17 protein-coding genes, 2 rRNA genes and 1 pseudogene are annotated in these 22824 nt (G+C 70.9%); 9 read left to right on the forward strand and 11 right to left on the reverse strand.

Annotation, left to right across the window (positions count from 1 at the left end; all coding sequences use genetic code 11):
• Positions 1 to 25: 25 nt before the first annotated feature.
• Positions 26 to 1780, reverse strand: a complete 1755-nt coding sequence (recN, locus tag ACO0M4_RS36610; RefSeq protein WP_430376028.1) for a DNA repair protein RecN — start codon at positions 1778 to 1780, stop codon at positions 26 to 28.
• A gap of 282 nt (positions 1781 to 2062) precedes the next feature.
• On the opposite strand from recN, the gene ACO0M4_RS36615 reads away from it, so the two are divergent.
• Entirely contained in the window at positions 2063 to 3556 is a 1494-nt protein-coding gene (locus ACO0M4_RS36615; protein ID WP_430375465.1) for a S41 family peptidase, read from the forward strand.
• 90 nt (positions 3557 to 3646) lie between these two features.
• On the opposite strand, the gene ACO0M4_RS36620 is transcribed toward ACO0M4_RS36615, so the two are convergent.
• Genes ACO0M4_RS36620 through ACO0M4_RS36630 form a run of 3 tightly spaced genes read right to left on the reverse strand, consistent with a single transcriptional unit; the run spans position 3647 to position 5768 of the window.
• On the reverse strand, positions 3647 to 4525 hold the full coding sequence (locus ACO0M4_RS36620; protein WP_100607054.1) for an NAD kinase: 879 nt from the start codon (positions 4523 to 4525) through the stop codon (positions 3647 to 3649).
• Between the two features lie 59 nt (positions 4526 to 4584).
• Entirely contained in the window at positions 4585 to 5400 is an 816-nt protein-coding gene (locus ACO0M4_RS36625; RefSeq protein ID WP_430375466.1) for a TlyA family RNA methyltransferase, read from the reverse strand.
• A 14-nt stretch (positions 5401 to 5414) separates the two neighbouring features.
• Complete coding sequence (locus tag ACO0M4_RS36630) at positions 5415 to 5768, reverse strand: hypothetical protein (RefSeq protein ID WP_430375467.1); 354 nt, start codon at positions 5766 to 5768, stop codon at positions 5415 to 5417.
• Positions 5769 to 5831: 63 nt separating this feature from the next.
• Between ACO0M4_RS36630 and ACO0M4_RS36635 the strand changes: the two genes are divergently transcribed.
• Positions 5832 to 6179: an SCP2 sterol-binding domain-containing protein gene (locus ACO0M4_RS36635; RefSeq protein WP_430375468.1), complete on the forward strand. Its 348-nt coding sequence runs from the start codon at positions 5832 to 5834 to the stop codon at positions 6177 to 6179.
• Here ACO0M4_RS36635 and ACO0M4_RS36640 read toward each other — a convergent pair.
• Both ACO0M4_RS36640 and ACO0M4_RS36645 read right to left on the reverse strand, forming a co-directional pair.
• The gene (locus tag ACO0M4_RS36640) at positions 6163 to 7005 is read right to left on the reverse strand and encodes an ABC transporter ATP-binding protein (protein WP_430375469.1); all 843 of its coding nucleotides are present in this window, start codon (positions 7003 to 7005) and stop codon (positions 6163 to 6165) included. The two genes, ACO0M4_RS36635 and ACO0M4_RS36640, sit on opposite strands and share 17 nt — an antisense overlap.
• Positions 7006 to 7093: 88 nt before the next feature.
• Positions 7094 to 7639 (reverse strand): annotated as a pseudogene (locus ACO0M4_RS36645) (iron chelate uptake ABC transporter family permease subunit); the annotation flags it as partial.
• A gap of 226 nt (positions 7640 to 7865) precedes the next feature.
• Between ACO0M4_RS36645 and ACO0M4_RS36650 the strand changes: the two are divergent.
• Positions 7866 to 8246 carry a hypothetical protein gene (locus tag ACO0M4_RS36650; RefSeq protein WP_430375471.1) on the forward strand — a complete coding sequence of 127 codons (381 nt, stop codon included), beginning with the start codon at positions 7866 to 7868 and terminating at the stop codon, positions 8244 to 8246.
• Positions 8247 to 8317: 71 nt separating this feature from the next.
• On the forward strand, positions 8318 to 9205 hold the full coding sequence (locus ACO0M4_RS36655; RefSeq protein WP_430375472.1) for a siderophore-interacting protein: 888 nt from the start codon (positions 8318 to 8320) through the stop codon (positions 9203 to 9205).
• Positions 9206 to 9294: 89 nt separating this feature from the next.
• On the opposite strand, the gene ACO0M4_RS36660 is transcribed toward ACO0M4_RS36655, so the two are convergent.
• Positions 9295 to 10368, reverse strand: a complete 1074-nt coding sequence (locus ACO0M4_RS36660) for an HAD-IIA family hydrolase (RefSeq protein WP_430375473.1) — start codon at positions 10366 to 10368, stop codon at positions 9295 to 9297.
• 177 nt (positions 10369 to 10545) lie between these two features.
• On the opposite strand from ACO0M4_RS36660, the gene ACO0M4_RS36665 reads away from it, so the two are divergent.
• The 5 genes from ACO0M4_RS36665 to ACO0M4_RS36685 all read left to right on the forward strand — a co-directional run bounded on the left by ACO0M4_RS36665 (position 10546) and on the right by ACO0M4_RS36685 (position 17308).
• On the forward strand, positions 10546 to 11811 hold the full coding sequence (locus ACO0M4_RS36665; RefSeq protein ID WP_430375474.1) for a DUF1015 family protein: 1266 nt from the start codon (positions 10546 to 10548) through the stop codon (positions 11809 to 11811).
• A 193-nt stretch (positions 11812 to 12004) separates the two neighbouring features.
• Entirely contained in the window at positions 12005 to 13576 is a 1572-nt protein-coding gene (locus ACO0M4_RS36670) for a pyridoxal phosphate-dependent decarboxylase family protein (protein WP_430375476.1), read from the forward strand.
• A gap of 38 nt (positions 13577 to 13614) precedes the next feature.
• Positions 13615 to 14940 carry a lysine N(6)-hydroxylase/L-ornithine N(5)-oxygenase family protein gene (locus ACO0M4_RS36675; RefSeq protein ID WP_430375477.1) on the forward strand — a complete coding sequence of 442 codons (1326 nt, stop codon included), beginning with the start codon at positions 13615 to 13617 and terminating at the stop codon, positions 14938 to 14940.
• On the forward strand, positions 14937 to 15503 hold the full coding sequence (locus ACO0M4_RS36680) for a GNAT family N-acetyltransferase (RefSeq protein WP_430375478.1): 567 nt from the start codon (positions 14937 to 14939) through the stop codon (positions 15501 to 15503). The genes ACO0M4_RS36675 and ACO0M4_RS36680 overlap by 4 nt, the downstream gene beginning before the upstream one ends.
• Positions 15503 to 17308, forward strand: coding sequence for an IucA/IucC family protein (locus ACO0M4_RS36685; RefSeq protein WP_430375479.1), 1806 nt, complete (start codon positions 15503 to 15505; stop codon positions 17306 to 17308). The genes ACO0M4_RS36680 and ACO0M4_RS36685 overlap by 1 nt, the downstream gene beginning before the upstream one ends.
• A gap of 84 nt (positions 17309 to 17392) precedes the next feature.
• Here ACO0M4_RS36685 and ACO0M4_RS36690 read toward each other — a convergent pair whose 3' ends face one another.
• The 4 genes from ACO0M4_RS36690 to ACO0M4_RS36705 all read right to left on the reverse strand — a co-directional run bounded on the left by ACO0M4_RS36690 (position 17393) and on the right by ACO0M4_RS36705 (position 22744).
• Positions 17393 to 18169, reverse strand: a complete 777-nt coding sequence (locus ACO0M4_RS36690) for a hypothetical protein (RefSeq protein WP_430376030.1) — start codon at positions 18167 to 18169, stop codon at positions 17393 to 17395.
• Complete coding sequence (locus tag ACO0M4_RS36695; protein WP_430376075.1) at positions 18148 to 19206, reverse strand: hypothetical protein; 1059 nt, start codon at positions 19204 to 19206, stop codon at positions 18148 to 18150. The genes ACO0M4_RS36690 and ACO0M4_RS36695 overlap by 22 nt, the downstream gene beginning before the upstream one ends.
• 186 nt (positions 19207 to 19392) lie before the next feature.
• Positions 19393 to 19509, reverse strand: a 5S ribosomal RNA gene (gene rrf, locus ACO0M4_RS36700).
• A 113-nt stretch (positions 19510 to 19622) separates the two neighbouring features.
• Positions 19623 to 22744 (reverse strand): 23S ribosomal RNA (locus tag ACO0M4_RS36705).
• Positions 22745 to 22824 lie beyond the last annotated feature (80 nt).

Below are 22824 nucleotides of genomic sequence, written 5' to 3' on the forward strand. Positions count from 1 at the left end.
CTCCCTCTCGCCGGACCAGTTGCCGCTACGCGCCCGTGCGGGCGGTCGCCAACAATTCCTCGGCGTGTGCGCGGGCCGTTTCGGAGTCCTCCTGGCCGGCCAGCATCCGGGACAGCTCGCGGATCCGGTCCTCGCCCTCCAGGACGGTGACGCCGCTGCGGGTCACCGAGCCGTCGTTGGTCTTCTCCACCAGCAGCTGCCGATCGGCGAACGCGGCGACCTGCGGGAGGTGGGTGACCACCACGACCTGCGCGGACTTGGCGAGCCGGGCCAGTCGCCGGCCGACCTCGACGGCCGCCTTTCCGCCGACGCCCGCGTCCACCTCGTCGAAGAGGTAGGTCGGTACGGGGTCCGAGCCGGCGAAGACGACCTCCACGGCGAGCATCACCCGGGACAGCTCACCGCCGGAGGCCCCCTTGGCGATCGGCCGGGGCGGGGCGCCCGGGTGCGGGGCCAGCAGGATCTCGACCTCGTCGGCGCCAGCCGGGCCGTACGCCACGGTGCGGCCGTTGACCTCGATGCCGGCTGCGTGCTCGGTGTGCTCGGCTTCCGCGGCGCCCGCGGGGAGTTCGGTCTGGTGGATGGCGACGCTCACCCGGGCGTGCGGCATGGCGAGTTCGCCGAGTTCGGTGGTGACCGCGGCCGCGAAGTGCTCCGCGGACGCGGTCCGGGCGTCGGTCAACTGCTGGGCCAGTTCGCCGAGTTCGGCCCGGAGCGCGTCGCACTCGGCGGTCAGCTCGGCGATCCGGTCGTCGTCGCCGTCGAGTTCGGCGAGCCGGGCGGCGCTCTGCTCGGACCACGCCAGCACCGCCGTGATGTCCTCGCCGTACTTGCGGGTGAGGTGGTTCAGGGCGGCGCGGCGCTCCTCCACGGCGGCCAGCCGCAGCGGATCGGCGTCCAGGCCGTCGGCGTAGCCGGCCAGTTCGGTGGCGACGTCGGCCATCAGGATGCCGAGTTCGCCGAGGCGGTCGGCCAGGGCGGCCAGATCCTGGTCGTGGCCGCGGACCGTCTCCAGGGCGCGGTGGGCGCCGGCGACCAGGGTGGTGGCGTCGATGCCTTCGGGGTCCTCGGGGTTGCCGGCCAGTGCGGCGTGCGCGACGGTCGCGGCGGAGGCCAGCGCCTCGGCGTGGCCGAGTCGTTCGGCCTCGGCCGCGAGTTCGACGTCCTCGCCGGGCAGCGGTTCGGTGGCGGCGATCTCGTCCAGGCCGAAGCGGAGCAGATCGGCTTCCTGCGCGCGTTCCCGGGCCCGGGTGGTCAGCTCGTCCAGCTCGGTGGCGACGGTGCGCAGCCGGCGGTGCGCGGCGGTGTACTTGGCGAGCGGCACGGCGACCGCGTCCCCGGCGTAGCGGTCCAGTGCCTGGCGCTGGCGGGCCGGCCGCAGCAGGCCCTGCTGGTCGGTCTGGCCGTGCACCGCGACCAGGTCGTCGGCGAGGTCGCCCAGCACCCCGACCGGTACCGACCGGCCGCCCACATGGGCCCGCGAGCGGCCCTCGGCGGAGACCGTGCGGCTGATCAACAGCGCACCGTCGTCCAGCTCCGCACCGGCCTCCTCGGCCCGTACGGCCGCGGGCGACGAGGACTTGAGGGCGATCCTGCCCTCGACCACCGCCGCCCTGGCACCGATCCGCACCAGGGCAGGGTCAGCGCGCCCGCCGAGCAGCAGGCCGAGGCTGGTGACGACCATGGTCTTGCCCGCGCCGGTCTCGCCGGTCACCGCCGTGAAGCCCGGGGACAACTCGACGACCGCGTCGTCGATGACACCCAGGGACCGGATCCGCATCTCCTCCAACACGGGTACGACCTTACGAGGTCCGGGGGCCACCCCGCGACGGCCTCCCCCACACCGCCCTCCGGACCGGGCCCCCGGACCGCCCGGACCTGCCCGGACGCGCGCCCGGGACCTGCGGAAAACCCCACCAAGGAAGCGGGTGGCCGCCGCATGGTGCCGGTCGGGCCCGGCCGCCACGCTGGCAGCGCACCGCCTCGCCGCCGCCCCGAACCCGGCTCGGCCGTCGTCCCGGCCTTCGTCTCCGCTTCCGTCCCGACCCCACGAGGTACTCCCATGAGTGATCCGGCAACGTTCCGACCGGCGACCGGCCGCCACCCGGCCGGGCCCCGGACACCCCGCCGCCCGCGCACCACGGCCCTGCTGGCCGCCGCCCTGACCGCGGTGACCGCGCTCCCGGCCTGCGCCGCCCCGGCGGCCCCCGCCCACGCGGCCGGGGCGCGGGCGGCGGCGCCCTCCCTGGACGGCGTCTGGCGGACGGACGGCTACGGCACCCTCGTCACCATCAAGGGCAGGACCCTCAAGACGTACGAGACCACCGCCGTCAGCTGCCTGCCGGGCGAGGTCACCGGCACCCGGGCCGGCGCCCCCGGCGCGGACGGCACGCTCCGCTTCACGGTGCCGGACTCCGCGCCGCTCACCGTGGCCCCGGCGGGCGCCGACGGCGCCCGGATGGCCTTCGCCGACAACGCCGGCCACCACACCCTGCACCGCGCCGGGGCGCTGCCGGGGCGCTGCGGTGCCCGGCCGGCCGGCGACCCCCGGTCGGTCTTCGACGTCTTCTGGCAGACGTACGCGGAGAACTACCCCTTCTTCCGGGCCAAGGGAATCGACTGGAACGCGGTCCGGGACCGCTACCGCCCCCGGATCACCGCGAAGACCACCGACGCCGAACTCTTCGCGGTGCTGCGCGCGATGATCGAGCCGCTGCACGACGCGCACACCCGGGTCGTCGCCGGGCCCGACCGGTGGTTCGCCGGCAAGCGCCCCGGCACCGTGCTGCCCACGCCGGAGTTCACCACCCGCGTCGACACGGCGATCGCCGCGAACCTCGGCCCGCACACCGTCCAACGGCCCTGGGCCCAGGGCAAGCTCTCCTACGCCGATCTGCCCGGCCGGATCGGCTACTTCCGGGTCACCCAGTTCGCCGGGTACACCAAGAAGGGCGACTACGCAGGCGATGTCGCCGAACTCGACCGCGCCCTGGACGCGATCTTCACCAAGACCCGCACCCAGGGCCCAACCACGCTGCACGGCCTCGTCCTCGACCTGCGGGTCAACGGCGGCGGCTCGGACGCCCTCGGCCTGCGGATCGCCTCCCGGCTCACCGACCGGCCCTACCTCGCGTACCGCAAGCGGGCCCGGAACGACCCCGCCGACGCGCAGAAGTTCACCGCGCCCGAGCCGGTGTCGGTCCGTCCGCACCGGGGACCGGTCTACACCGGCCCGCTCGCCGTCCTCACCGGCCGGTTGACGATCAGCGCGGGCGAGGGCTTGACCCAGTCCCTGATGGGCCGCTCCCCCGCGCCCACCAGGATCGGCGAGAACACCCAGGGCGTCTTCTCCGACGTACTGGGGCGGGCGCTGCCGAACGGCTGGAGCTTCGGCCTGCCCAATGAGGAGTTCCTGACGGCCGACGGCCGTACCTTCGACGGGCCCGGGATCCCGCCCGCGGTCCGCACCCCGGTCTTCACCGAAGCGGAGCTGTCCGCCCGGCGCGATACGGCCCTGACCCGGGCCCGGGAGCTGCTGGGGCGCGGCGGCGCGTAGCCGGATAGCGGGCGGCGGGCTGCCGGACCGTGCGACATCGCTCGGCCCGGCAGCCCGCCGCGGCCCCGGCCAGGGCCCACCGGGCGGGCCCTAGTGCGGCGCGCCCCGCCAGCCGGCCACCGGGAGCGCGAACTTGGCCACCAGGCGGTCGGTGAAGGAGGCGTGGTGCAGCCGGGCCAGGCGGACCGGGACGGCGCCGCGGCGGACCTCGACGCGGGCGCCGGCGGGGAGTTCGACGGTGCGCCGGCCGTCGCACCACAGCACCCCGTGCGGGGTCTTGGGCTGGACCTCGACGGCCAGCACCGACCGCGGCGAGGTGACCAGCGGCTTGGCGAACAGGGCATGGGCGCTGATCGGCACCATCAGCAGCGCCTCGACCTCCGGCCAGACGACCGGGCCGCCGGCCGAGAAGGCGTACGCGGTCGAGCCGGTCGGGGTCGCGCAGACCACCCCGTCGCCGCCGAAGCGGGAGACCGGCCGGCCGTCGACCTCGGTGACCACTTCCAGCATCCGCTCGCGGGCGGCCTTCTCCACGGACGCCTCGTTGAGCGCCCAGTCGGTGTGCACCACGGCGCCGTTGTTGCGGACCAGGACGTCGAGGGTCATCCGCTCCTCGACCTCGTAGGAGCGGGTGACGACCCGGTCGACGACCTTGTCGAGGTCGTCGCGCTCGGCCTCGGCGAGGAAGCCGACCCGGCCGAGGTTGACGCCGAGCATCGGCACCCCGGACGTCCGGGCGAAGTCCGCGCCGCGCAGCAGCGTGCCGTCCCCGCCGAGGACGACCAGGAGTTCGCAGCCCTCGGCCGCGCACGGTTCGGTCGCCACGCGTTCCACCGAGTCCGGCAGCGGCAGGTCCGCGGCCTCCTCGTCCAGAACCCGCACCCCGATCCCGCTGCGCAGCAGCCCCTGGACCACGAGCTCGGCGCTACGGATGGCCGCCGGGCGGCCGGTGTGCGCGAGGAGGAACACCGTCCGCTCGGCGCGGCCGGTGTCCTGTGCTGCGCTGCCTTCAACTGCCTGGGTAGTGGTCAACTGGGCCCCTCCGCCACTGCACGGTCGACATCCGCCGGGTCGAGTGCAGGCGCCCCGGCGCGCAGCCACAGAAAGTACTCGACATTGCCCGAGGGTCCGGGCAAGGGGCTCGCGGTCACGCCGAGGACGCCCAGTCCCAGCCCGGCCGCGCGGTCCGCGACGCCGCGCACCGCCTCGGCCCGCAGCGCGGCGCTGCGCACCACCCCGCCGCTGCCCAGCCGCTCCTTGCCGACCTCGAACTGCGGCTTGACCATCAGCACCAGGTCGGCGTCGGGCGCCGCGCAGCGGACCAGCGCGGGCAGGACCAGGCCCAGCGGGATGAAGGACAGGTCGCCGACGACGAGGTCGACGGGGTGCGCGTCGATCTGATCCAGGGTCAGCTCACGGACGTTGGTGCGGTCCTTGACGGTGACCCGCTCGTCGCTCTGCAACTGCCAGGCGAGCTGCCCGTAGCCGACGTCGACGGCGACCACGTGGCCGGCGCCGGCCCGCAGCAGCACGTCGGTGAAACCACCGGTGGAGGCGCCGGCGTCCAGCGCCCGCCGGCCCTCGACGCGCAGACCGCGCGGGACGAAGGCGGCGAGCGCGCCGGCGAGCTTGTGGCCGCCGCGCGAGACGTAGTCGGGGTCGTTCTCGTCGTCCCGGACGACCACGGCCGCGCTGGTCTCCACCTGGGTGGCCGGCTTGGTCGCGGTCGCCCCGCCGACGGTCACCCGGCCCGCGGCGATCAGCTGGCTCGCGTGCTCCCGCGAGCGGGCCAGCTTGCGGCGCACCAGCTCCGCGTCGAGACGGCGTCGTGCCACTCCTGCCACCTGTGGTTCAGCTCCTACTGGTCGTGACGGTCGTGCGTCGGGGACGGTGCGGGCGGCCCGGGGTGCTGGTCGAGGGAGGCCAGCACGTCGCGCAGCCCACGGTGGACATCCTCGTACATGTCCAGGTGGCCGCTCACCGGGAGGTGGTCGGCTTCGGCCAGGCGTTGCAGGCCGGCGTCGACCGCGGCCCGGCCGGTGGGGGTCACCGCCACCCCGAGCGGCCGCGGACCGGCCGGCTCGGCGGGCGTCGCGGCCTCTGGGGTCTCCTGGGGCGCCGGCTCCGGATCGGGGGAGCCCGGCCCGGTCGCCGCTGCTGCGCCCGGGGGGCCGGGTGCCGCCGGCTCCGGGCCGTTCATCGGGTCTGCCATGCCCCGACGCTACCTCGGCCGTGCGCCCCCGGCCGTCCGTGGCCTGGCGTATCGTCGGGCGCGATGGCAACTCTCGACCAGTGCCGCGCCGCGCTCGACCGGCTGGCCCACAACCTGTCCTCGGCGGACGGCGAGGTGCGCAGCGCCGCGGCGCTCGACCGCTCCGTCAGCTGCCGCATCACCGACCTCGACACCACCTTCGTCGGCCGGCTGGCCGAGGGCGGTCTGCAGGACGTGACCTGTGTCGCCGGGCCGCCGCCGGACAAGGCCGAGATCCGGCTGACCATGACCGGGGACGACCTGGTCGCGCTGGTGGACGGCCGGCTGAACTTCGCCCGGGCGTGGGGCAGCGGCCGGGTGAAGCTGGAGGCCGGGCTGCGCGATCTGCTGCGGCTCAGGTCGCTGCTGTAGCCGACGCCGGGACCGACGCCGACGCGGCGGCGGCGGCCTCCCGGGGCCGGCGGGCGGCCGGGACGACCAGCGGGGTGCCGGTCTCGGGGTCGTCGATGACCCGGCAGTCGATGCCGAAGACCCGGCCCACCAGGTCGGCGGTGACGATGTCCGACGGCGCGCCCTCGGCGATCACCTCGCCGTCCTTCAGGGCGATCAGGTGGGTGGCGTAGCGGGCCGCCTGGTTGAGGTCGTGCAACACCGCGACCAGGGTGCGGCCCTGCTCCTCGTGGAGGCTGGCGCACAGGTCCAGGACCTCGATCTGGTGCTGGATGTCGAGGAAGGTGGTCGGCTCGTCGAGGAGGAACAGCGGCGTCTGCTGGGCCAGCGCCATGGCGATCCAGACCCGCTGCCGCTGTCCGCCGGAGAGCTCGTCGACGTACCGGTCGGCCAGCTCGGCCACACCCGTCGCGGCCATCGACTCCCCGACGATCCGCTCGTCCTCGGCCGACCACTGGCGCAGCAGTCCCTGGTGCGGGTAGCGGCCGCGGGCCACCAGGTCGGAGACGGTGATGCCGTCCGGGGCGACTGAGGACTGCGGCAGCAGCCCCAGCGTCCGGGCGACCTGCTTGGCCGGCAGCGCGGAGATCTTCTGCCCGTCGAGCAGCACCGCGCCGACGGTCGGCTTGAGCATCCGCGACAGCGCGCGCAGCAGCGTGGACTTGCCGCAGGCGTTGGGGCCGACGATGACGGTGAAGGAGTGGTCGGGGATGGTGACCGAGAGGTTCTCGGCGATGGTCCGCTGGTCGTAGGCGAGGGTGACGTTCTCGGCCGCGAGACGGCTCACTACAGGGCTCCTGGGGTGGTGGGGTGGTCGGTTCGCTGAGGCTGCCGGGGATGCCGGGGGGTGCGGTGAGGGGTGCCCGGCCGCTCGCTCATACGCGTCCCGTCTTCCGCTCGGTGACCAGCAGCCACAGCAGGTAGCCGCCGCCGAGGGCGCCGGTCAGCACGCCGACCGGCAGTTGGTCGGCGCCGAAGAGCCGCCGGGCGGCCCAGTCGGCGGCGACCAGCACGGTGGCGCCCATCAGGGCGGCGGGCAGGAGGTCGGGGCCGGGCGAACCGGTGAGTCGGCGGGCGAGTTGGGGCGCGGCGAGGGCGGCGAAGGCGATCGGGCCGGCCGCGGCGGTGCCGGCCGAGACGAGGACGACGGCGGCCAACAGGACGGCGCTCCGGACCCGTTCGGACCGGACGCCCGGCGCGGCGGCCGCTTCGTCGCCCCTCTCCAGCATCCGCAGCGGCCGCGCGTACCGCAGCAGCACCGGGATGAGCACCGCGCAGACGGCGGCCAACGGCCAGACCTGGCTCCCGTCGCGGCCGCTGAGCGAACCGGTCATCCAGGTGGCGGCCCGGGCCGCGTCGTAGCGGGTGGCGTGCGTCAGGAGGTGGAGCACGACGGCGTAGAGGACGGCGGCGATGGCGAGCAGGACGTCGGATGCGCCCAACCCCGCGGCACCGGCGGCGGGTCGCCGCCCCGGTGCGGTGGAGGCCGTCACCGCGTCGGGGGGACCGCCAACGGGGGGACTGTCTACCAACACGCTAGTTAGGTTAGCCTACCCTCACAGACAGTCGATCTACCGGCCCGGTCGGTTCGACGCGTCCACCCTGCCCGTTGGAGGCCCGCCGCCTCCGGAGAGAAGCACCACCACCATGCAGACCCTCCGAAGCGTATCCCCGTCCCGACCCGGCATCCTGACCGCGGGCGGCGCCATCGACATCGGCGCCCTGCCCGCCGCCTGCGGGAGCGGCAAGGCGTCGGCGGGCTCCGCGAGCAGCGACGGCAGGGGCGGCGGCCCGTGGTCCTTCACCGACGACCACACGCAGAAGGTCTCCCGGCCCCAAACCCCGCACCGGATCGTCGCGTTCACCGGCACCGCCGCGGCCCTGCACGACTTCGGGATCGACGACCAGATCGTCGACGTCTTCGGCCCCACCAAACTGGCGAACGGCAAGCCCGACCCGCAGGCCGGCGCCGCACCGCTCATGGAATCGCTCGCCCGGGCCATCGAGCACGCGAAGAAGGTCACCTGACGCACCACCGGGCCGACCCCACTGCCGGCCCGGACCGCCCACCAGCCCGTACCGACCCGGGAGGATCCCTCATGACCGCGACCGCCGCCCCCACCACCGCGCCGTTCCGCTTCTTCGACGTCCAGGTCGTCCGCACCCGGCGGCTCGGCCCGTCCATGGTCCGGATCACCTTCACCGGCGAACGGCTGGAGGAGCTGGCGTCCGGCGGCCGGGACCAGCGCTTCAAACTGTTCCTCCCGCAGCCCCACCAGGCCGCACCGGTCTTCGAGGACATGGGGGACGGCTGGTACGCCGCCTGGCGGGCCCAGGACCCGGCCGAGCGCCCCGTGATGCGCTCCTACACGATCCGCGAACAGCGCCCCGACCCGTGCGAGTTCGACGTGGACTTCGCGCTGCACGGGGCCGACGACCCGGCCTCCCCCAGCGGAGGCCCGGCCAGCCGCTGGGCGGTCCGGGCCCGGCCGGGCGACCGGCTGACCGTCCTCGCCCCGGCCGTCGAGGACAACGGCGGGGTGGACTTCCGGCCACCGCCCGGCACCGACTGGATCCTGCTGACCGGCGACGAGACCGCCCTCCCGGCCATCTCCGGGATCCTGGCCTGGCTCTCCCCTGGCACCGTGGCCAAGGTGTGGATCGAGGTCGGGCACGAGGGCGACCGACAGTCGCTGCCGACCTTCGCCGACGCCGAGGTCACCTGGCTCGTCCGGGACCCGGCGGCGGCCGGCCACGGCGCACCCGTCCTGGACGCGCTGCACGCCGCCGACCTGCCCGCGGGCACCCCGTACGCCTGGATCGCCGGCGAGGCCGGCACCGTCAAGGCGGTGCGTCGCCACCTCGTCGGGGAGCGCGGCTTCCCCCGCCGCGCGGTCAAGTTCACCGGCTACTGGCGGCGCGGCGCCACCGAGGAGGACCTGATCGCGGAGCTGACCGCGGCGGCGGCCGCCGCCGGCCAGGAGTGAGCCACCCCGCCCACCGCCCCGACGTACGGCCCTGCCGCTCCACGCGGCAGGGACCGCCCGCCGCCGCGACACCCCCTCCTGACGGCTCGTCACATACCGAGAAGGTGCAGCGCCTTGGACGCGTCCGCCGGGCAACTCCCGGCGCCCGCCGCGGTCCAGGCCGCCGCGCACAGCGCCCGCAGCCCGTCCAGCGGCTCCCCCTCGCCGTCCAGGACCAGTTCGTCCCCCGCCGCCTCGGCCCGCCAGCCGCCGCAGCCGAAACCGGTGCCGTCCGCGGTCACCTCCGGCTGCGGCCGCAGCAGCCCGCGCAGGTCCGCGTCCACGTATGTCGGCCGGTGCTCGGGCGGCGCGGCCAGTAGCGCGGCCGGGGTGGTGACGCCGGTGAGCACCAGCAGGGAGTCCACCCCGCCGTTCCACGCGCCCTCGATGTCAGTGTCGAGCCGGTCCCCGATCACCAGCGGCCGCTGCGCACCGGTCCGCAGCACGGTCTCCCGGTGCATCGGCGGCTGCGGCTTCCCCGCGACCTGCGGCGCCCCGCCGGCGGCGATCCGCACCACCTCCACCAGCGCGCCGTTGCCCGGCGCGATCCCGCGCTCCTTGGGGATGGTCAGGTCGGTGTTGGACGCGAACCACGGCACCCCGCGCTGCACCGCGTACGCGGCCTCGGCCAGCCGCTCCCAGTCCAGCGTCGGGTCGTAGCCCTGGACCACCGCCGCCGGGTCGTCGTCCGCCGACGCCACCGGCACCAGCCCGCGCTCGCGCAGCGCCACCCGCAGCCCCTCGCCCCCGATGGCCAGCACCCGGGAACCGGCCGGCACCTGCTCGGAGATCAGCCGGGCCACCGCCTGCGCCGAGGTGATCACATCCTCCGCGGTCGTCGGCAGACCGAATCCGGACAGCTGGTCGGCGACCGCCTGCGGAGTGCGGGCCGCGTTGTTGGTCACGTACGCGAGGTGCATACCGCCCTCGCGCGCCGTGGTCAGCGACACCACGGCATGCCCGATGGCCCGACCACCGGCGTAGACCACCCCGTCCAGATCCAGCAGCGCCGTGTCGTACGCCGCGCTCAACGCGCGCCGGCACCCGCCGGGCCCGCGCCGCTCGCTCCCGTCCGCCCGACGCTGCTCGCTCCCGCCCGCCCACCCGGTGGTCTGCTCGTTCATGCCGTCCCGCTCCTCGCTCCTCCGTGCCGTACGGAAGGTCCGCCCGCCCGCCGGGACGGACCGCGCCCGGCCCCACCGGGTCGGTCCGTCCGCCGCCGCGCGGCTCTCGATGTTTCCGGCCGATTCCCGGCCGCTCCCCCGATCATCCCGCACCCCCTCCAGGCATAGCATTCTTCAATGACCAGTTCCGACGGCCTCCGCCTCCTCCCGTTCCGCGGCCTGCGCTACGCCCCGGACCGGGTCAGCAGCCTCACCGCGGTCACCTCCCCGCCCTACGACGTCGTGGTCCGCCCGGACGGGGTCCGCGAGTTGGAGACCTCCGATCCGTACAACATCGTCCGGCTGATCCTGCCGCACGCCGTGGACCCGGCCACCGGCCACCACCAGGCCGCCGAGACCCTGCGGTGCTGGCGCGCGGAGGGCATCCTCACCCCGGATCCGGAACCCGCGCTGTACGTCTACGAGCAGCGCGGCGGCGACGTCCTCCAGCGCGGCCTGATCGGCGCCCTCCGACTGGACGGCCCGGTACTGCCGCACGAGGACGTCATCCCGGAGGTGGTCGCGGACCGGGCCGCCCTGATGGGTGCCGCCGCCGCCAACTTCGAGCCGCTCCTGCTGTCGTACCGCGGCCAGCACACCGCGAACGGCGCCACCGCCGTCATCGAGCGCACCGTCCTGCGCGCCCCACTGCTCGCCACCACCACCGAGGACGGCTTCGCGCACCGCCTGTGGGCGGTCACCGACCCGGCGGAGCTGGCCGCCGTCGACGCGGACCTGGCCCACCGCCGGGCCCTGATCGCCGACGGCCACCACCGCTGGGCGACCTACCAGCGGCTGCACGAACAGCGGCCGGACGCCGGGCCGGACTCCCCCTGGGCATCCGGACTGGTGCTGCTGGTCGACACCGCCCGCTATCCGCTCCAGGTCCGGGCGATCCACCGGGTGCTGCCGCATCTGCCGCCGGCCAAGGCGCTGGCGGACCTGGCTGGCGCGTTCCGGGCCCGTCGACTGCCGGGCGAACTGCCCGCCGCGCTGGAGGCACTGGCACAGACCCCGGGCAACGCCTTCGTACTCTCCGGCGGCCCGGACTCCTTCCACCTCCTGGACCGCCCCGACCCCGGACTGCTCGACCGGGCGGTCCGCACCGACCGGCCCGAGGCGTGGCGGCAGCTGGACGCGACGGTGCTGCACTCCGTCCTGCTGGACGAGGTCTGGCGGATCCCCGACCACCCGTCGGACATCAGCTACCTCCACCACGCCGAGGCGGCGGTGGCGCAGGCCGCCCGGCACGGCGGGACGGCCGTCCTGATGCGCGCCACCTCGGAGGAGACGGTCCGTCAACTCGCCGAGCAGGGCGTGACGATGCCCCGCAAGTCCACCTCGTTCGGCCCCAAACCGGCGACCGGTCTGGTGCTGCGCACATTGGACGACGAAGGGAGCTGATCCTCTCTCCCTGCCGCCCGAAAGGCGCGGGAAGCACCCCCGGGACCGGCCCGGGCCGGGGGCCCGCACCCAACCGGTGATCCAGTTAGGTTAGGCTTACCTCACTGCGTCATCGGGCGGGCTCTCCTGCCCCTGTGCACACGTCCGCACCCTGCACAGGACGCGGTTGACCCCGCTCCAGGGAGGGCATTTCATGAGTCGCCTCGCGCACTCCGCCGAGGACCCGGCCGACAGCCGCAGCTATCTCCTCAACAACCACACCGCCGACCGCTACCGCGCCGCCGTAAGCGCGAGCGTCACGCGGATCAGCGACCGGATCGCCACCACCGACCGCCCCTTCACCGGCATCTCGGTCGACGAACTGGCGCCCACCGTCGACGCCGTGGACCTCGACACCCCGCTCCACGACCCGGCCGCCGCCCTGGACGAACTGGAGCAGGTCTACCTCCGCGACGCGATCTACTTCCACCACCCGCGCTACCTCGCCCACCTCAACTGCCCCGTGGTGATCCCCGCCCTGGTCGGCGAGGCGGTGCTGTCCGCCGTCAACTCCTCCCTCGACACCTGGGACCAGAGCGCCGGCGGCACCCTCATCGAACGCCGCCTGATCGACTGGACGGCCGCCCGGATCGGCCTCGGCCCAGCCGCCGACGGCATCTTCACCAGCGGCGGCAGCCAGTCCAACCTCCAGGCCATGCTCCTCGCCCGGGACGAGACCTGCCGCCGGGAGCTGGCCCGCCAGGGCTCCCCCGAGTTCCCGACTCCTCCCCCGTCCGAAGACGCCCGGCTCACCCACCTCCTCCCCCGGCTGCGCATCCTCACCTCCGCCTGTAGCCACTTCAGCATCCGCAAGTCCGCCACCCTGCTCGGCCTGGGCGCGGAGGCCGTCATCGCCGTACCGGCCGACGACACCAAGCGGGTGCGCACCGACGCGCTCGCCGCCGAACTGGAGCGCTGCCGCCGCGACGGCCTGATACCCATGGCGATCGTCGCCACCTCCGGCACCACCGACTTCGGCTCCATCGACCCGCTCCCGGAGATCGCCGACCTGGCCGCCCAGTACGGCGCCTGGATGCACGTGGACGCCGCCTACGGCTGCGGTCTGCTGGTCTCCCGCCGCCGCGACCTGCTCACCGGCATCGAGCGCGCCGACTCGGTGACCGTGGACTACCACAAGTCCTTCTTCCAGCCGGTCAGTTCCAGCGCCGTTCTGGTCCGCGACCGCAGCACGCTCCGACACGTCACTTACCACGCGGACTACCTCAACCCGCGCCGGATGGTCGAGCAGCGCATCCCCAACCAGGTCGACAAGTCGCTCCAGACCACCCGCCGCTTCGACGCCCTCAAACTCTGGCTGACCTTGCGCACCATGGGCGCCCAGGGCATCGGCGAACTCTTCGACGAGGTCATCGACCGGGCCGCCGACGCCTGGAAACTGCTGCACGACGACCCGCGCTTCGAGGTCGTGGTGGAACCCCAGCTGAGCACCCTGGTCTTCCGCTACCTCCCCGGCGGCACCCCGGACCCCGAGCTCACCGACCGGGTCAATCTGCACGCCCGGGAAGCCCTCTTCGCCTCCGGTGACGCGATCGTCGCCGGCACCAAGGTCGACGGCCGGCACTACCTCAAGTTCACCCTGCTCAACCCGGAGACCACGCTCGACGACATCGCCACCGTCCTCGACCTGATCGCCGAGCACGCCGGCCGCCACCTGGCCGAGCAGCCCCAGGCCGGCCCGCCCGCACCGGCCCTCAGCGCCCGCTGACCTCCCCACCGACCGACCATCTCCGGAGAGAGACCCCCGTGACCGTCCCCCACGAAGCCCCCTATGACTTCCTCGCCATCGGACTCGGCCCCTTCAACCTCGGCCTGGCCTGCCTGACCGCGCCCATCGGGGAGCTCAACGGCCTCTTCCTCGACGACCGGCCGGGCTTCGACTGGCACCCCGGCATGATGCTGGAGAGCACCCACCTCCAGGTGCCGTTCATGGCCGACCTGGTCACCCTCGCCGACCCCACCTCGCCCTTCTCCTTCCTCAACTACCTGAAGGAATCGGGCCGGATGTACTCCTTCTACATCCGCGAGAACTTCTATCCGCTGCGCGCCGAGTTCAACGACTACTGCCGCTGGGCCGCCGGAAAACTCGACACCGTCCGCTTCTCCCACAAGGTCACCACCGTCGAGTACGACGAGACCGCCGAGGTCTACGTCGTCCACGCCGACCACCAGGGCGAACGGCACACCTTCCGGGCCCGCAAGCTCGTCCTGGGCACCGGCACCCCGCCGCACCTCCCGGACGCCTGCCGGGACCTGGGCGGCGACGCGCTGCACAACGCCGGCTACCTGGACGCCAAGCCCGCCCTCCAGGCGAAGGACAGCATCACCATCGTCGGCAGCGGCCAGAGCGCCGCCGAGATCTACTACGACCTCCTCCAGGACATCGACGCCCACGACTACCACCTGACCTGGGCCACCCGCTCCCCCCGCTTCTTCCCCCTCGAATACACCAAGCTCACCCTGGAGATGACCTCCCCGGAGTACGTGGACTACTTCCACGCCCTCCCCCCGGCCACCCGCGACCACCTCAACGCCTCCCAGAAGCACCTCTACAAGGGCATCGACTCGGAGCTGATCAACGACATCTTCGACCTGCTCTACCAGAAGCGGCTGGCCGGCCCGGTCCGCACCCGTCTGCTGACCAACTCCGGCCTCCAGCAGGCCCGTTACGACGAGGCCACCAGCACGTACACCCTCGGCCTGCGACAGGAGGAGCAGGGCCGGGACTTCACCCTCACCACCCAGGGCCTGATCCTCGCCACCGGCTACCGCTACCGCGTCCCCGACTTCCTGGACCCGGTCCGCGACCGCATCGCCTGGGACACCGCCGGCCGCTACGACGTCGCCCGCAACTACAGCATCGACACCGCCGGCCAGGGCATCTACGTGCAGAACGCCGAGCTGCACACCCACGGCTTCGTCACCCCCGACCTCGGCATGGCCGCCTACCGCAACTCCTGCATCGTCCGCGAGCTGCTCGGCCGCGAGTACTACCCGGTCGAAAAGGCCATCGCCTTCCAGGAGTTCGCCGCTCCGGCCGGTCCGCACCACCCGATGGAGATATCCGCATGAACACCCCCGCCTTCACCCGCACCGACCCCGCGCTGGGGGAGTTCATCCTGCGGCCCGTCGACCCCCTCGCCGACGCCCCGGTCCTCCACTCCTGGGTCACCCACCCCAAAGCCGTCTTCTGGCTGATGCAGGACTGCGACCTGGCCGCCGTCGAGAAGGAGTTCACCCGGATCGACGCCGACCCGTACCACGACGCCTTCCTCGGCCTGCACAACGGCGCCCCGGCCTTCCTCATGGAGCGCTACGACCCCGCCCACCGCGAACTGGTCGGCATCCACGCCGCCCGGCCCGGCGACATCGGCATGCACTTCCTGACGGCCCCCACGGACACCCCCGTCCACGGCTTCACCCACGCCGTCCTCACCACCGTCATGGACATGCTCTTCGCCGACCCCGCCGTCCAGCGCGTGGTGGTCGAACCGGACACCCGCAACACCGCGGTCCACGCCCTCAACGAGGCCGTCGGCTTCGAGGTGGTCCGCACCGTCTCGCTCCCCTCCAAAGACGCCTACCTCAGTACCTGCACCCGCGACCAGTTCCTGGCCACCCGAGGAGACCGCTGATGTCCGCCCCCACCGCCCCGCACCAGCCCGCCCAGGACGCCGTCGCCCACCTCACCCCCGACCTGTGGGCGCGCGCCAACCGCGCCCTGGTCCGCAAGGCACTCGCCGAGTTCGCCCACGAACGGCTGCTGACCCCCGAGCCGCTGGACGGCCCGGACCACTACGCCGTACGCAGCGACGACGCCACCACCACCTACCGCTTCACCGCCCGCAGACAGGCCCTCGACCACTGGCAGATCGCCCCGGACAGCATCACCCGCCACCGCGACGACGCCGAACTCCCCCTGGACGCCCTGGACTTCATCACCGAATTCCACACCTCCCTGGGCCTGTCCCCGACCGTCCTCCCGGTCTACCTGGAGGAGATCAGCTCCACCCTCTCCGGCACCGCGTACAAGCTCGCCGGCAAGGCCCCCACCGCCGCCGAACTCGCCACCGCCGACTTCCAGGCCGTCGAGACCGGCATGACCGAGGGCCACCCCTGCTTCGTCGCCAACAACGGCCGCCTCGGCTTCGGCGTCCACGAGTACCACGCCTACGCCCCCGAGGCCGCCGCCCCGCTGACCCTGATCTGGCTGGCCGCCCACCGCGACCACAGCACCTTCACCGCCGGCGCCGACCTCGACTACGAGACCCTGATCGGCGCCGAACTGCCGGCCGAGACCCGCAGCCGCTTCACTACCACCCTCACCGCCCTCGGCCTCGACCCGGACGCCTACTACTTCTTCCCCACCCACCCCTGGCAGTGGTGGAACAAGCTCTCCGTCACCTTCGCCGCCGAGGTCGCCCAGCGCCGCCTGGTCTGCCTGGGCCCCGGCGACGACCAGTACCTCGCCCAGCAGTCCATCCGCACCTTCTTCAACACCACCAGCCCCGAGAAGCACTACGTCAAGACCGCCCTCTCGGTCCTCAACATGGGCTTCATGCGCGGCCTCTCCGCCTCCTACATGGAAGCCACCCCGGCCATCAACGACTGGCTGGCCCGCCTGATCGACGCCGACGACACCTTCCGGGCCGCCCGCTTCTCGATCATCCGCGAGCGCGCCGCCATCGGCTACCACCACCGCCAGTACGAGGCCGCCACCGACAAGGGCTCCCCGTACCGCAAGATGCTCGCCGCCCTCTGGCGGGAGAGCCCGGTCCCCACCCTCGCACCGGGCCAGCGGCTGGCCACCATGGCTTCCCTCCTCCACGTGGACCGCGCCGGCGACTCCTTCGCCGCCGCCCTCATCGCGGAGTCCGGCCTGGCCCCCGAGGTGTGGCTGCGCCGCTACCTCGACGCCTACCTCACCCCGGTCCTGCACTCCTTCTACGCCTACGACCTGGTCTTCATGCCGCACGGCGAGAACGCCATCCTGGTCGTCGAGGACGGCGCGGTGGCCCGCGTGATCTTCAAGGACATCGCCGAGGAGATCGCCGTGATGTCCGCCGACGCGGTCCTGCCCCCCACCGTCGAACGCATCCGCGCCGACGTCCCCGAGGACAAGAAGCTGCTCTCCGTCTTCACCGACGTCTTCGACTGCTTCCTCCGCTTCCTGAGCGCCACCCTCGCCGACCTCGACGTCCTCGACGAGGACACCTTCTGGCGCACCGTCGCCGCCACCGTCACCGACTACCAGGCGGCCCACCCCCACCTCGCCGACAAGTTCGCCGAGTACGACATCTTCGTCCCCGAGTTCGCGCTGTCCTGCCTCAACCGCCTCCAGCTGCGCAACAACGAGCAGATGGTCGACCTCCAGGACCCGGCCGGCGCCCTCCAACTCATCGGCACCCTCCACAACCCCATCGCCCCGTACGCCCCCTGACCCCCACCACCCCCACACAGCAAGAAGGGGCGGGCCCACCGGGCCCGCCCCTTCTCTGTTACTCCGTTACACCGGCCGCAACGACTACTCGGCCTTCTCGGACCCCTTACCGGACTCCGCGTCCCCCGCGGCCTCGCCCGCGTCTGCGCCCGCTTCAGCTTCCGCTTCCGCGTCCGCCTCCTCGTCCAGCGCGTCGGTGAACTGCACCCCGTCCAGCTCGGCCAGCCGGTCCGAAGCGTCCGTGGTCCCGGCCTGATCGGCCTCCAGCGCCCTGGCGAACCAGTCCCGCGCCTCGCCCTCGCGCCCGACCTCCAGCAGCGCATCCGCGTACGCGTACCGCAGTCGCGCCGTCCACGGGTGCACCGCACTCGACGCCAGCTCGGGGCTCTGCAGCGTCACCACTGCCGCGTCCGTCTGGCCCATGTCCCGCCGGGCGCCGGCCGCGACCAGCCGCATCTCGACCTGCCCGGCCCGGTCCAGCTTCTGCACCTCGGGCTCACCGGCCATCGCCAGCGCCTTCTCCGGCCGCCCGAGCCCACGCTCGCAGTCCGCCATGACCGGCCACAGCTCCGCACTGCCGGTCATCCGCCGCGCGGCCCGGAACTCCTTCAGCGCCTCGCCGTACTTCCCGGCCCCGTACGCCGCGAAGCCGGCAGCCTCCCGCACGGCCGCGACCCGCGACGCCAGCCGCAGCGCCACCCGCGAGTACTCGTACGCCGTCTCCGGGTCCTCGTCGAGCAGCCGCGCGACCATCACCAGGTTCTTGGCGACGTCCTCGGCCAGCGTCTTCGGCAGGCTCAGCAGCTCCTGCCGCACCGCCTTGTCGATCTCCTCACCGGTCACGTCCTCCGGAATCGGCAGCCGCTTGATCGGCTCCCGGTCCCGGTCCCGGTCCCGCCGCTCGTCCCGACGGTCATCCCGCCGCGGCCCGTCCCGACGGTCATCCCGGCCACGCCCACCGCCGTACGGCCGACGCGCCCCACGCTCGTCATCCCGCCGGAAACCACCACGGTCGTCGTCCCGCCGGTATCCGCCACCGCGCTCATCGTCCCGACGCGGCGCCCGCGAACGGTCATCCCGCCGGAACCCCCCACGGTCATCGTCCCTACGGAAGCCCCCACGGTCGTCATCCCTGCGGAACCCGCCCCGGTTGTCGTCCCGCCGGAAACCGCCCCGGTCATCCCGACGCTCCGGCCGGTCATCCCGACGGAACCCGCCGCGATCATCCCGCCGCTCCGGCCGATCGTCCCGCCGGAACCCGCCGCGCTCGCCCCCACGGTCATCCCGCCGGAAGCCCCCACGGTCGTCATCCTTACGGAACCCGCCCCGGTTGTCGTCCCGGCGGAAACCGCCCCGGTCATCCCGACGCTCCGGCCGGTCATCCCGACGGAACCCACCACGGTCATCCCGACGCTCCGGCCGGTCATCCCGACGGAATCCGCCACGGTCGCCCCCACGCTCGTCACGCCGGAAGCCCCCACGGTCATCGTCCTTACGGAACCCGCCCCGGTTGTCGTCCCGGCGGAAACCGCCCCGGTCATCCCGACGCTCCGGCCGGTCGTCCCGACGGAATCCGCCACGGTCGCCCCCACGCTCGTCACGCCGGAAGCCCCCACGGTCGTCGTCCCGTCGGAAACCGCCCCGGTCGTCCCGACGCTCCGGCCGGTCGTCCCGACGGAACCCACCACGGTCATCCCGACGCTCGGGCCGGAACCCACCACGGTCACCACCGCGGTCATCCCGGCGGAAACCTCCACGGTCACCGCCACGGTCACCGCCGCGCTCACCACGGTCATCGCGCCGGTAACCACCGCGCTCACCGCCACGGCTATCCCGGCTATCCCGGCTGTCACGACTGTCGCGCCGCGGCCCCCGGTCATCCCGCCGGAAACCACCACGGTCGCCGTCGTCGCGCCTCGGCCGGCGCTCCGAACGATCGTCGGAAGAGTTGGTGGACATCGACGTGACTCCTGTCTTCGGTACTGCATTCATTCTCACGCACCGATCCGTTCGGCGCGCTCCGGCAAAGCAAAAAGGACCCTTGGTCCCAGCTGAACGCTGGGACCAAGGGTCCTTGAAAGATTGTTCGGCGGCGTCCTACTCTCCCACAGGGTCCCCCCTGCAGTACCATCGGCGCTGAAAGGCTTAGCTTCCGGGTTCGAAATGTAACCGGGCGTTTCCCTAACGCTATAACCACCGAAACCCATTCGGGTTCTAGCGAACAAGCACACTCTTCAATTAAAGAAGTTGAACTGGTTCAACCGACGCTGCGACTGTTCGCAACCCGGGAACCACACAGTGGACGCGAGCAACTGAGGACAAGCCCTCGGCCTATTAGTACCAGTCAACTCCACACCTTACGGCGCTTCCATATCTGGCCTATCAACCCAGTCATCTACTGGGAGCCTTACCCCATCAAGTGGGAGGGAGCCCTCATCTCGAAGCAGGCTTCCCGCTTAGATGCTTTCAGCGGTTATCCTTTCCGAACGTAGCCAACCAGCCATGCCCTTGGCAGAACAACTGGCACACCAGAGGTCCGTCCGTCCCGGTCCTCTCGTACTAGGGACAGCCCTTCTCAAGACTCCTACGCGCGCAGCGGATAGGGACCGAACTGTCTCACGACGTTCTAAACCCAGCTCGCGTACCGCTTTAATGGGCGAACAGCCCAACCCTTGGGACCGACTCCAGCCCCAGGATGCGACGAGCCGACATCGAGGTGCCAAACCATCCCGTCGATATGGACTCTTGGGGAAGATCAGCCTGTTATCCCCGGGGTACCTTTTATCCGTTGAGCGACGGCGCTTCCACAAGCCACCGCCGGATCACTAGTCCCTACTTTCGTACCTGCTCGACCCGTCAGTCTCACAGTCAAGCTCCCTTGTGCACTTACACTCAACACCTGATTACCAACCAGGCTGAGGGAACCTTTGGGCGCCTCCGTTACTCTTTAGGAGGCAACCGCCCCAGTTAAACTACCCACCAGACACTGTCCCTGATCCGGATCACGGACCCAGGTTAGACATCCAGCACGACCAGAGTGGTATTTCAACAACGACTCCACACCAACTGGCGTTGGCGCTTCAAAGTCTCCCACCTATCCTACACAAGCCGAACCGAACACCAATATCAAGCTATAGTAAAGGTCCCGGGGTCTTTCCGTCCTGCTGCGCGAAACGAGCATCTTTACTCGTAATGCAATTTCACCGGGCCTATGGTTGAGACAGTCGAGAAGTCGTTACGCCATTCGTGCAGGTCGGAACTTACCCGACAAGGAATTTCGCTACCTTAGGATGGTTATAGTTACCACCGCCGTTTACTGGCGCTTAAGTTCTCAGCTTCGCCCCACCGAAATGGAGCTAACCGGTCCCCTTAACGTTCCAGCACCGGGCAGGCGTCAGTCCGTATACATCGCCTTACGGCTTCGCACGGACCTGTGTTTTTAGTAAACAGTCGCTTCTCGCTGGTCTCTGCGGCCACCCCCAGCTCAGGAAGCAAGTTCCCTCACCAGAAATGGCCCCCCTTCTCCCGAAGTTACGGGGGCATTTTGCCGAGTTCCTTAACCATAGTTCACCCGAACGCCTCGGTATTCTCTACCTGACCACCTGAGTCGGTTTAGGGTACGGGCCGCCATGAAACTCGCTAGAGGCTTTTCTCGACAGCATAGGATCATCCACTTCACCACAATCGGCTCGGCATCAGGTCTCAGCCTTAACGTGTGACGGATTTACCTACCACACGGCCTACACCCTTACCCCGGGACAACCACCGCCCGGGCTGGACTACCTTCCTGCGTCACCCCATCGCTTACCTACTACCACCTTGGGTCAACGGCTCCACCACGTCCCTTTGTCCGAAGACTCCAGGCCGGCTTCACGGCTTTAGCATTAATGGATTCGATATTGGGCGTTTCAAAGCGGGTACCGGAATATCAACCGGTTGTCCATCGACTACGCCTGTCGGCCTCGCCTTAGGTCCCGACTTACCCTGGGCAGATCAGCTTGACCCAGGAACCCTTAGTCAATCGGCGCAAGAGTTTCCCACTCTTGTATCGCTACTCATGCCTGCATTCTCACTCGTGAACCGTCCACAACTCGTTTCCACGGCTGCTTCACCCGGCACACGACGCTCCCCTACCCATCACGATCCCCGTTGGGGGTAATATCGCAATGACACGACTTCGGCGGTGTACTTGAGCCCCGCTACATTGTCGGCGCGGAATCACTTGACCAGTGAGCTATTACGCACTCTTTCAAGGGTGGCTGCTTCTAAGCCAACCTCCTGGTTGTCTCTGCGACTCCACATCCTTTCCCACTTAGCACACGCTTAGGGGCCTTAGTCGATGCTCTGGGCTGTTTCCCTCTCGACCATGGAGCTTATCCCCCACAGTCTCACTGCCGCGCTCTCACTTACCGGCATTCGGAGTTTGGCTAAGGTCAGTAACCCGGTAGGGCCCATCGCCTATCCAGTGCTCTACCTCCGGCAAGAAACACACGACGCTGCACCTAAATGCATTTCGGGGAGAACCAGCTATCACGGAGTTTGATTGGCCTTTCACCCCTAACCACAGGTCATCCCCCAGGTTTTCAACCCTGGTGGGTTCGGTCCTCCACGAAGTCTTACCTCCGCTTCAACCTGCCCATGGCTAGATCACTCCGCTTCGGGTCTTGAGCATGCTACTCCACGCCCTATTCGGACTCGCTTTCGCTACGGCTTCCCCACACGGGTTAACCTCGCAACATACCGCAAACTCGCAGGCTCATTCTTCAAAAGGCACGCAGTCACGACGCACCAAGCAAGCTTGATGCGCGACGCTCCCACGGCTTGTAGGCACACGGTTTCAGGTACTATTTCACTCCGCTCCCGCGGTACTTTTCACCATTCCCTCACGGTACTATCCGCTATCGGTCACCAGGGAATATTTAGGCTTAACGGGTGGTCCCGCCAGATTCACACGGGATTTCTCGGGCCCCGTGCTACTTGGGTGGTTCTTAAGCAAGCCGCTAATGTTTCAGCTACGGGGGTCTTACCCTCTACGCCGGACCTTTCGCATGTCCTTCGCCTACATCAACGGTTTCTGACTCGCCGACCGGCCGGCAGACCGATCAAAAGAACTCCCACAACCCCAACCACGCAACCCCTGCCGGGTATCACACGTGACTGGTTTGGCCTCATCCAGTTTCGCTCGCCACTACTCCCGGAATCACGGTTGTTTTCTCTTCCTGCGGGTACTGAGATGTTTCACTTCCCCGCGTTCCCTCCACACTGCCTATGTGTTCAGCAGCGGGTGACAGCCCATGACGACTGCCGGGTTTCCCCATTCGGACACCCCCGGATCAAAGCTTGGTTGACAGCTCCCCGGGGCCTATCGTGGCCTCCCACGTCCTTCATCGGTTCCTGGTGCCAAGGCATCCACCGTGCGCCCTTAAAAACTTGGCCACAGATGCTCGCGTCCACTGTGCAGTTCTCAAGCAACGACCAGCCACCCGTCACACACCCACAAAGGATGCTTCACCGAG

The sequence above is a fragment of the Streptomyces sp. RGM 3693 genome (assembly GCF_050471125.1).
In the GTDB taxonomy this organism is placed as follows: Bacteria; Actinomycetota; Actinomycetes; order Streptomycetales; family Streptomycetaceae; genus Streptomyces.

What these genes read in the sequence shown, in the direction of transcription:
- ACO0M4_RS36685 (WP_430375479.1), top strand. Translation starts at nt 15,503, where the DNA reads ATGTCCGCCCCCACCGCCCCGCACCAGCCCGCCCAGGACGCCGTCGCC.
- ACO0M4_RS36655 (WP_430375472.1), top strand. Translation starts at nt 8,318, where the DNA reads ATGACCGCGACCGCCGCCCCCACCACCGCGCCGTTCCGCTTCTTCGAC.
- ACO0M4_RS36615 (WP_430375465.1), top strand. Translation starts at nt 2,063, where the DNA reads ATGAGTGATCCGGCAACGTTCCGACCGGCGACCGGCCGCCACCCGGCC.
- ACO0M4_RS36680 (WP_430375478.1), top strand. Translation starts at nt 14,937, where the DNA reads ATGAACACCCCCGCCTTCACCCGCACCGACCCCGCGCTGGGGGAGTTC.
- ACO0M4_RS36660 (WP_430375473.1), bottom strand. Translation starts at nt 10,368, where the DNA reads ATGAACGAGCAGACCACCGGGTGGGCGGGCGGGAGCGAGCAGCGTCGG.
- ACO0M4_RS36670 (WP_430375476.1), top strand. Translation starts at nt 12,005, where the DNA reads ATGAGTCGCCTCGCGCACTCCGCCGAGGACCCGGCCGACAGCCGCAGC.
- ACO0M4_RS36630 (WP_430375467.1), bottom strand. Translation starts at nt 5,768, where the DNA reads ATGGCAGACCCGATGAACGGCCCGGAGCCGGCGGCACCCGGCCCCCCG.
- ACO0M4_RS36635 (WP_430375468.1), top strand. Translation starts at nt 5,832, where the DNA reads ATGGCAACTCTCGACCAGTGCCGCGCCGCGCTCGACCGGCTGGCCCAC.
- ACO0M4_RS36665 (WP_430375474.1), top strand. Translation starts at nt 10,546, where the DNA reads ATGACCAGTTCCGACGGCCTCCGCCTCCTCCCGTTCCGCGGCCTGCGC.
- recN (WP_430376028.1), bottom strand. Translation starts at nt 1,780, where the DNA reads ATGCGGATCCGGTCCCTGGGTGTCATCGACGACGCGGTCGTCGAGTTG.
- ACO0M4_RS36650 (WP_430375471.1), top strand. Translation starts at nt 7,866, where the DNA reads ATGCAGACCCTCCGAAGCGTATCCCCGTCCCGACCCGGCATCCTGACC.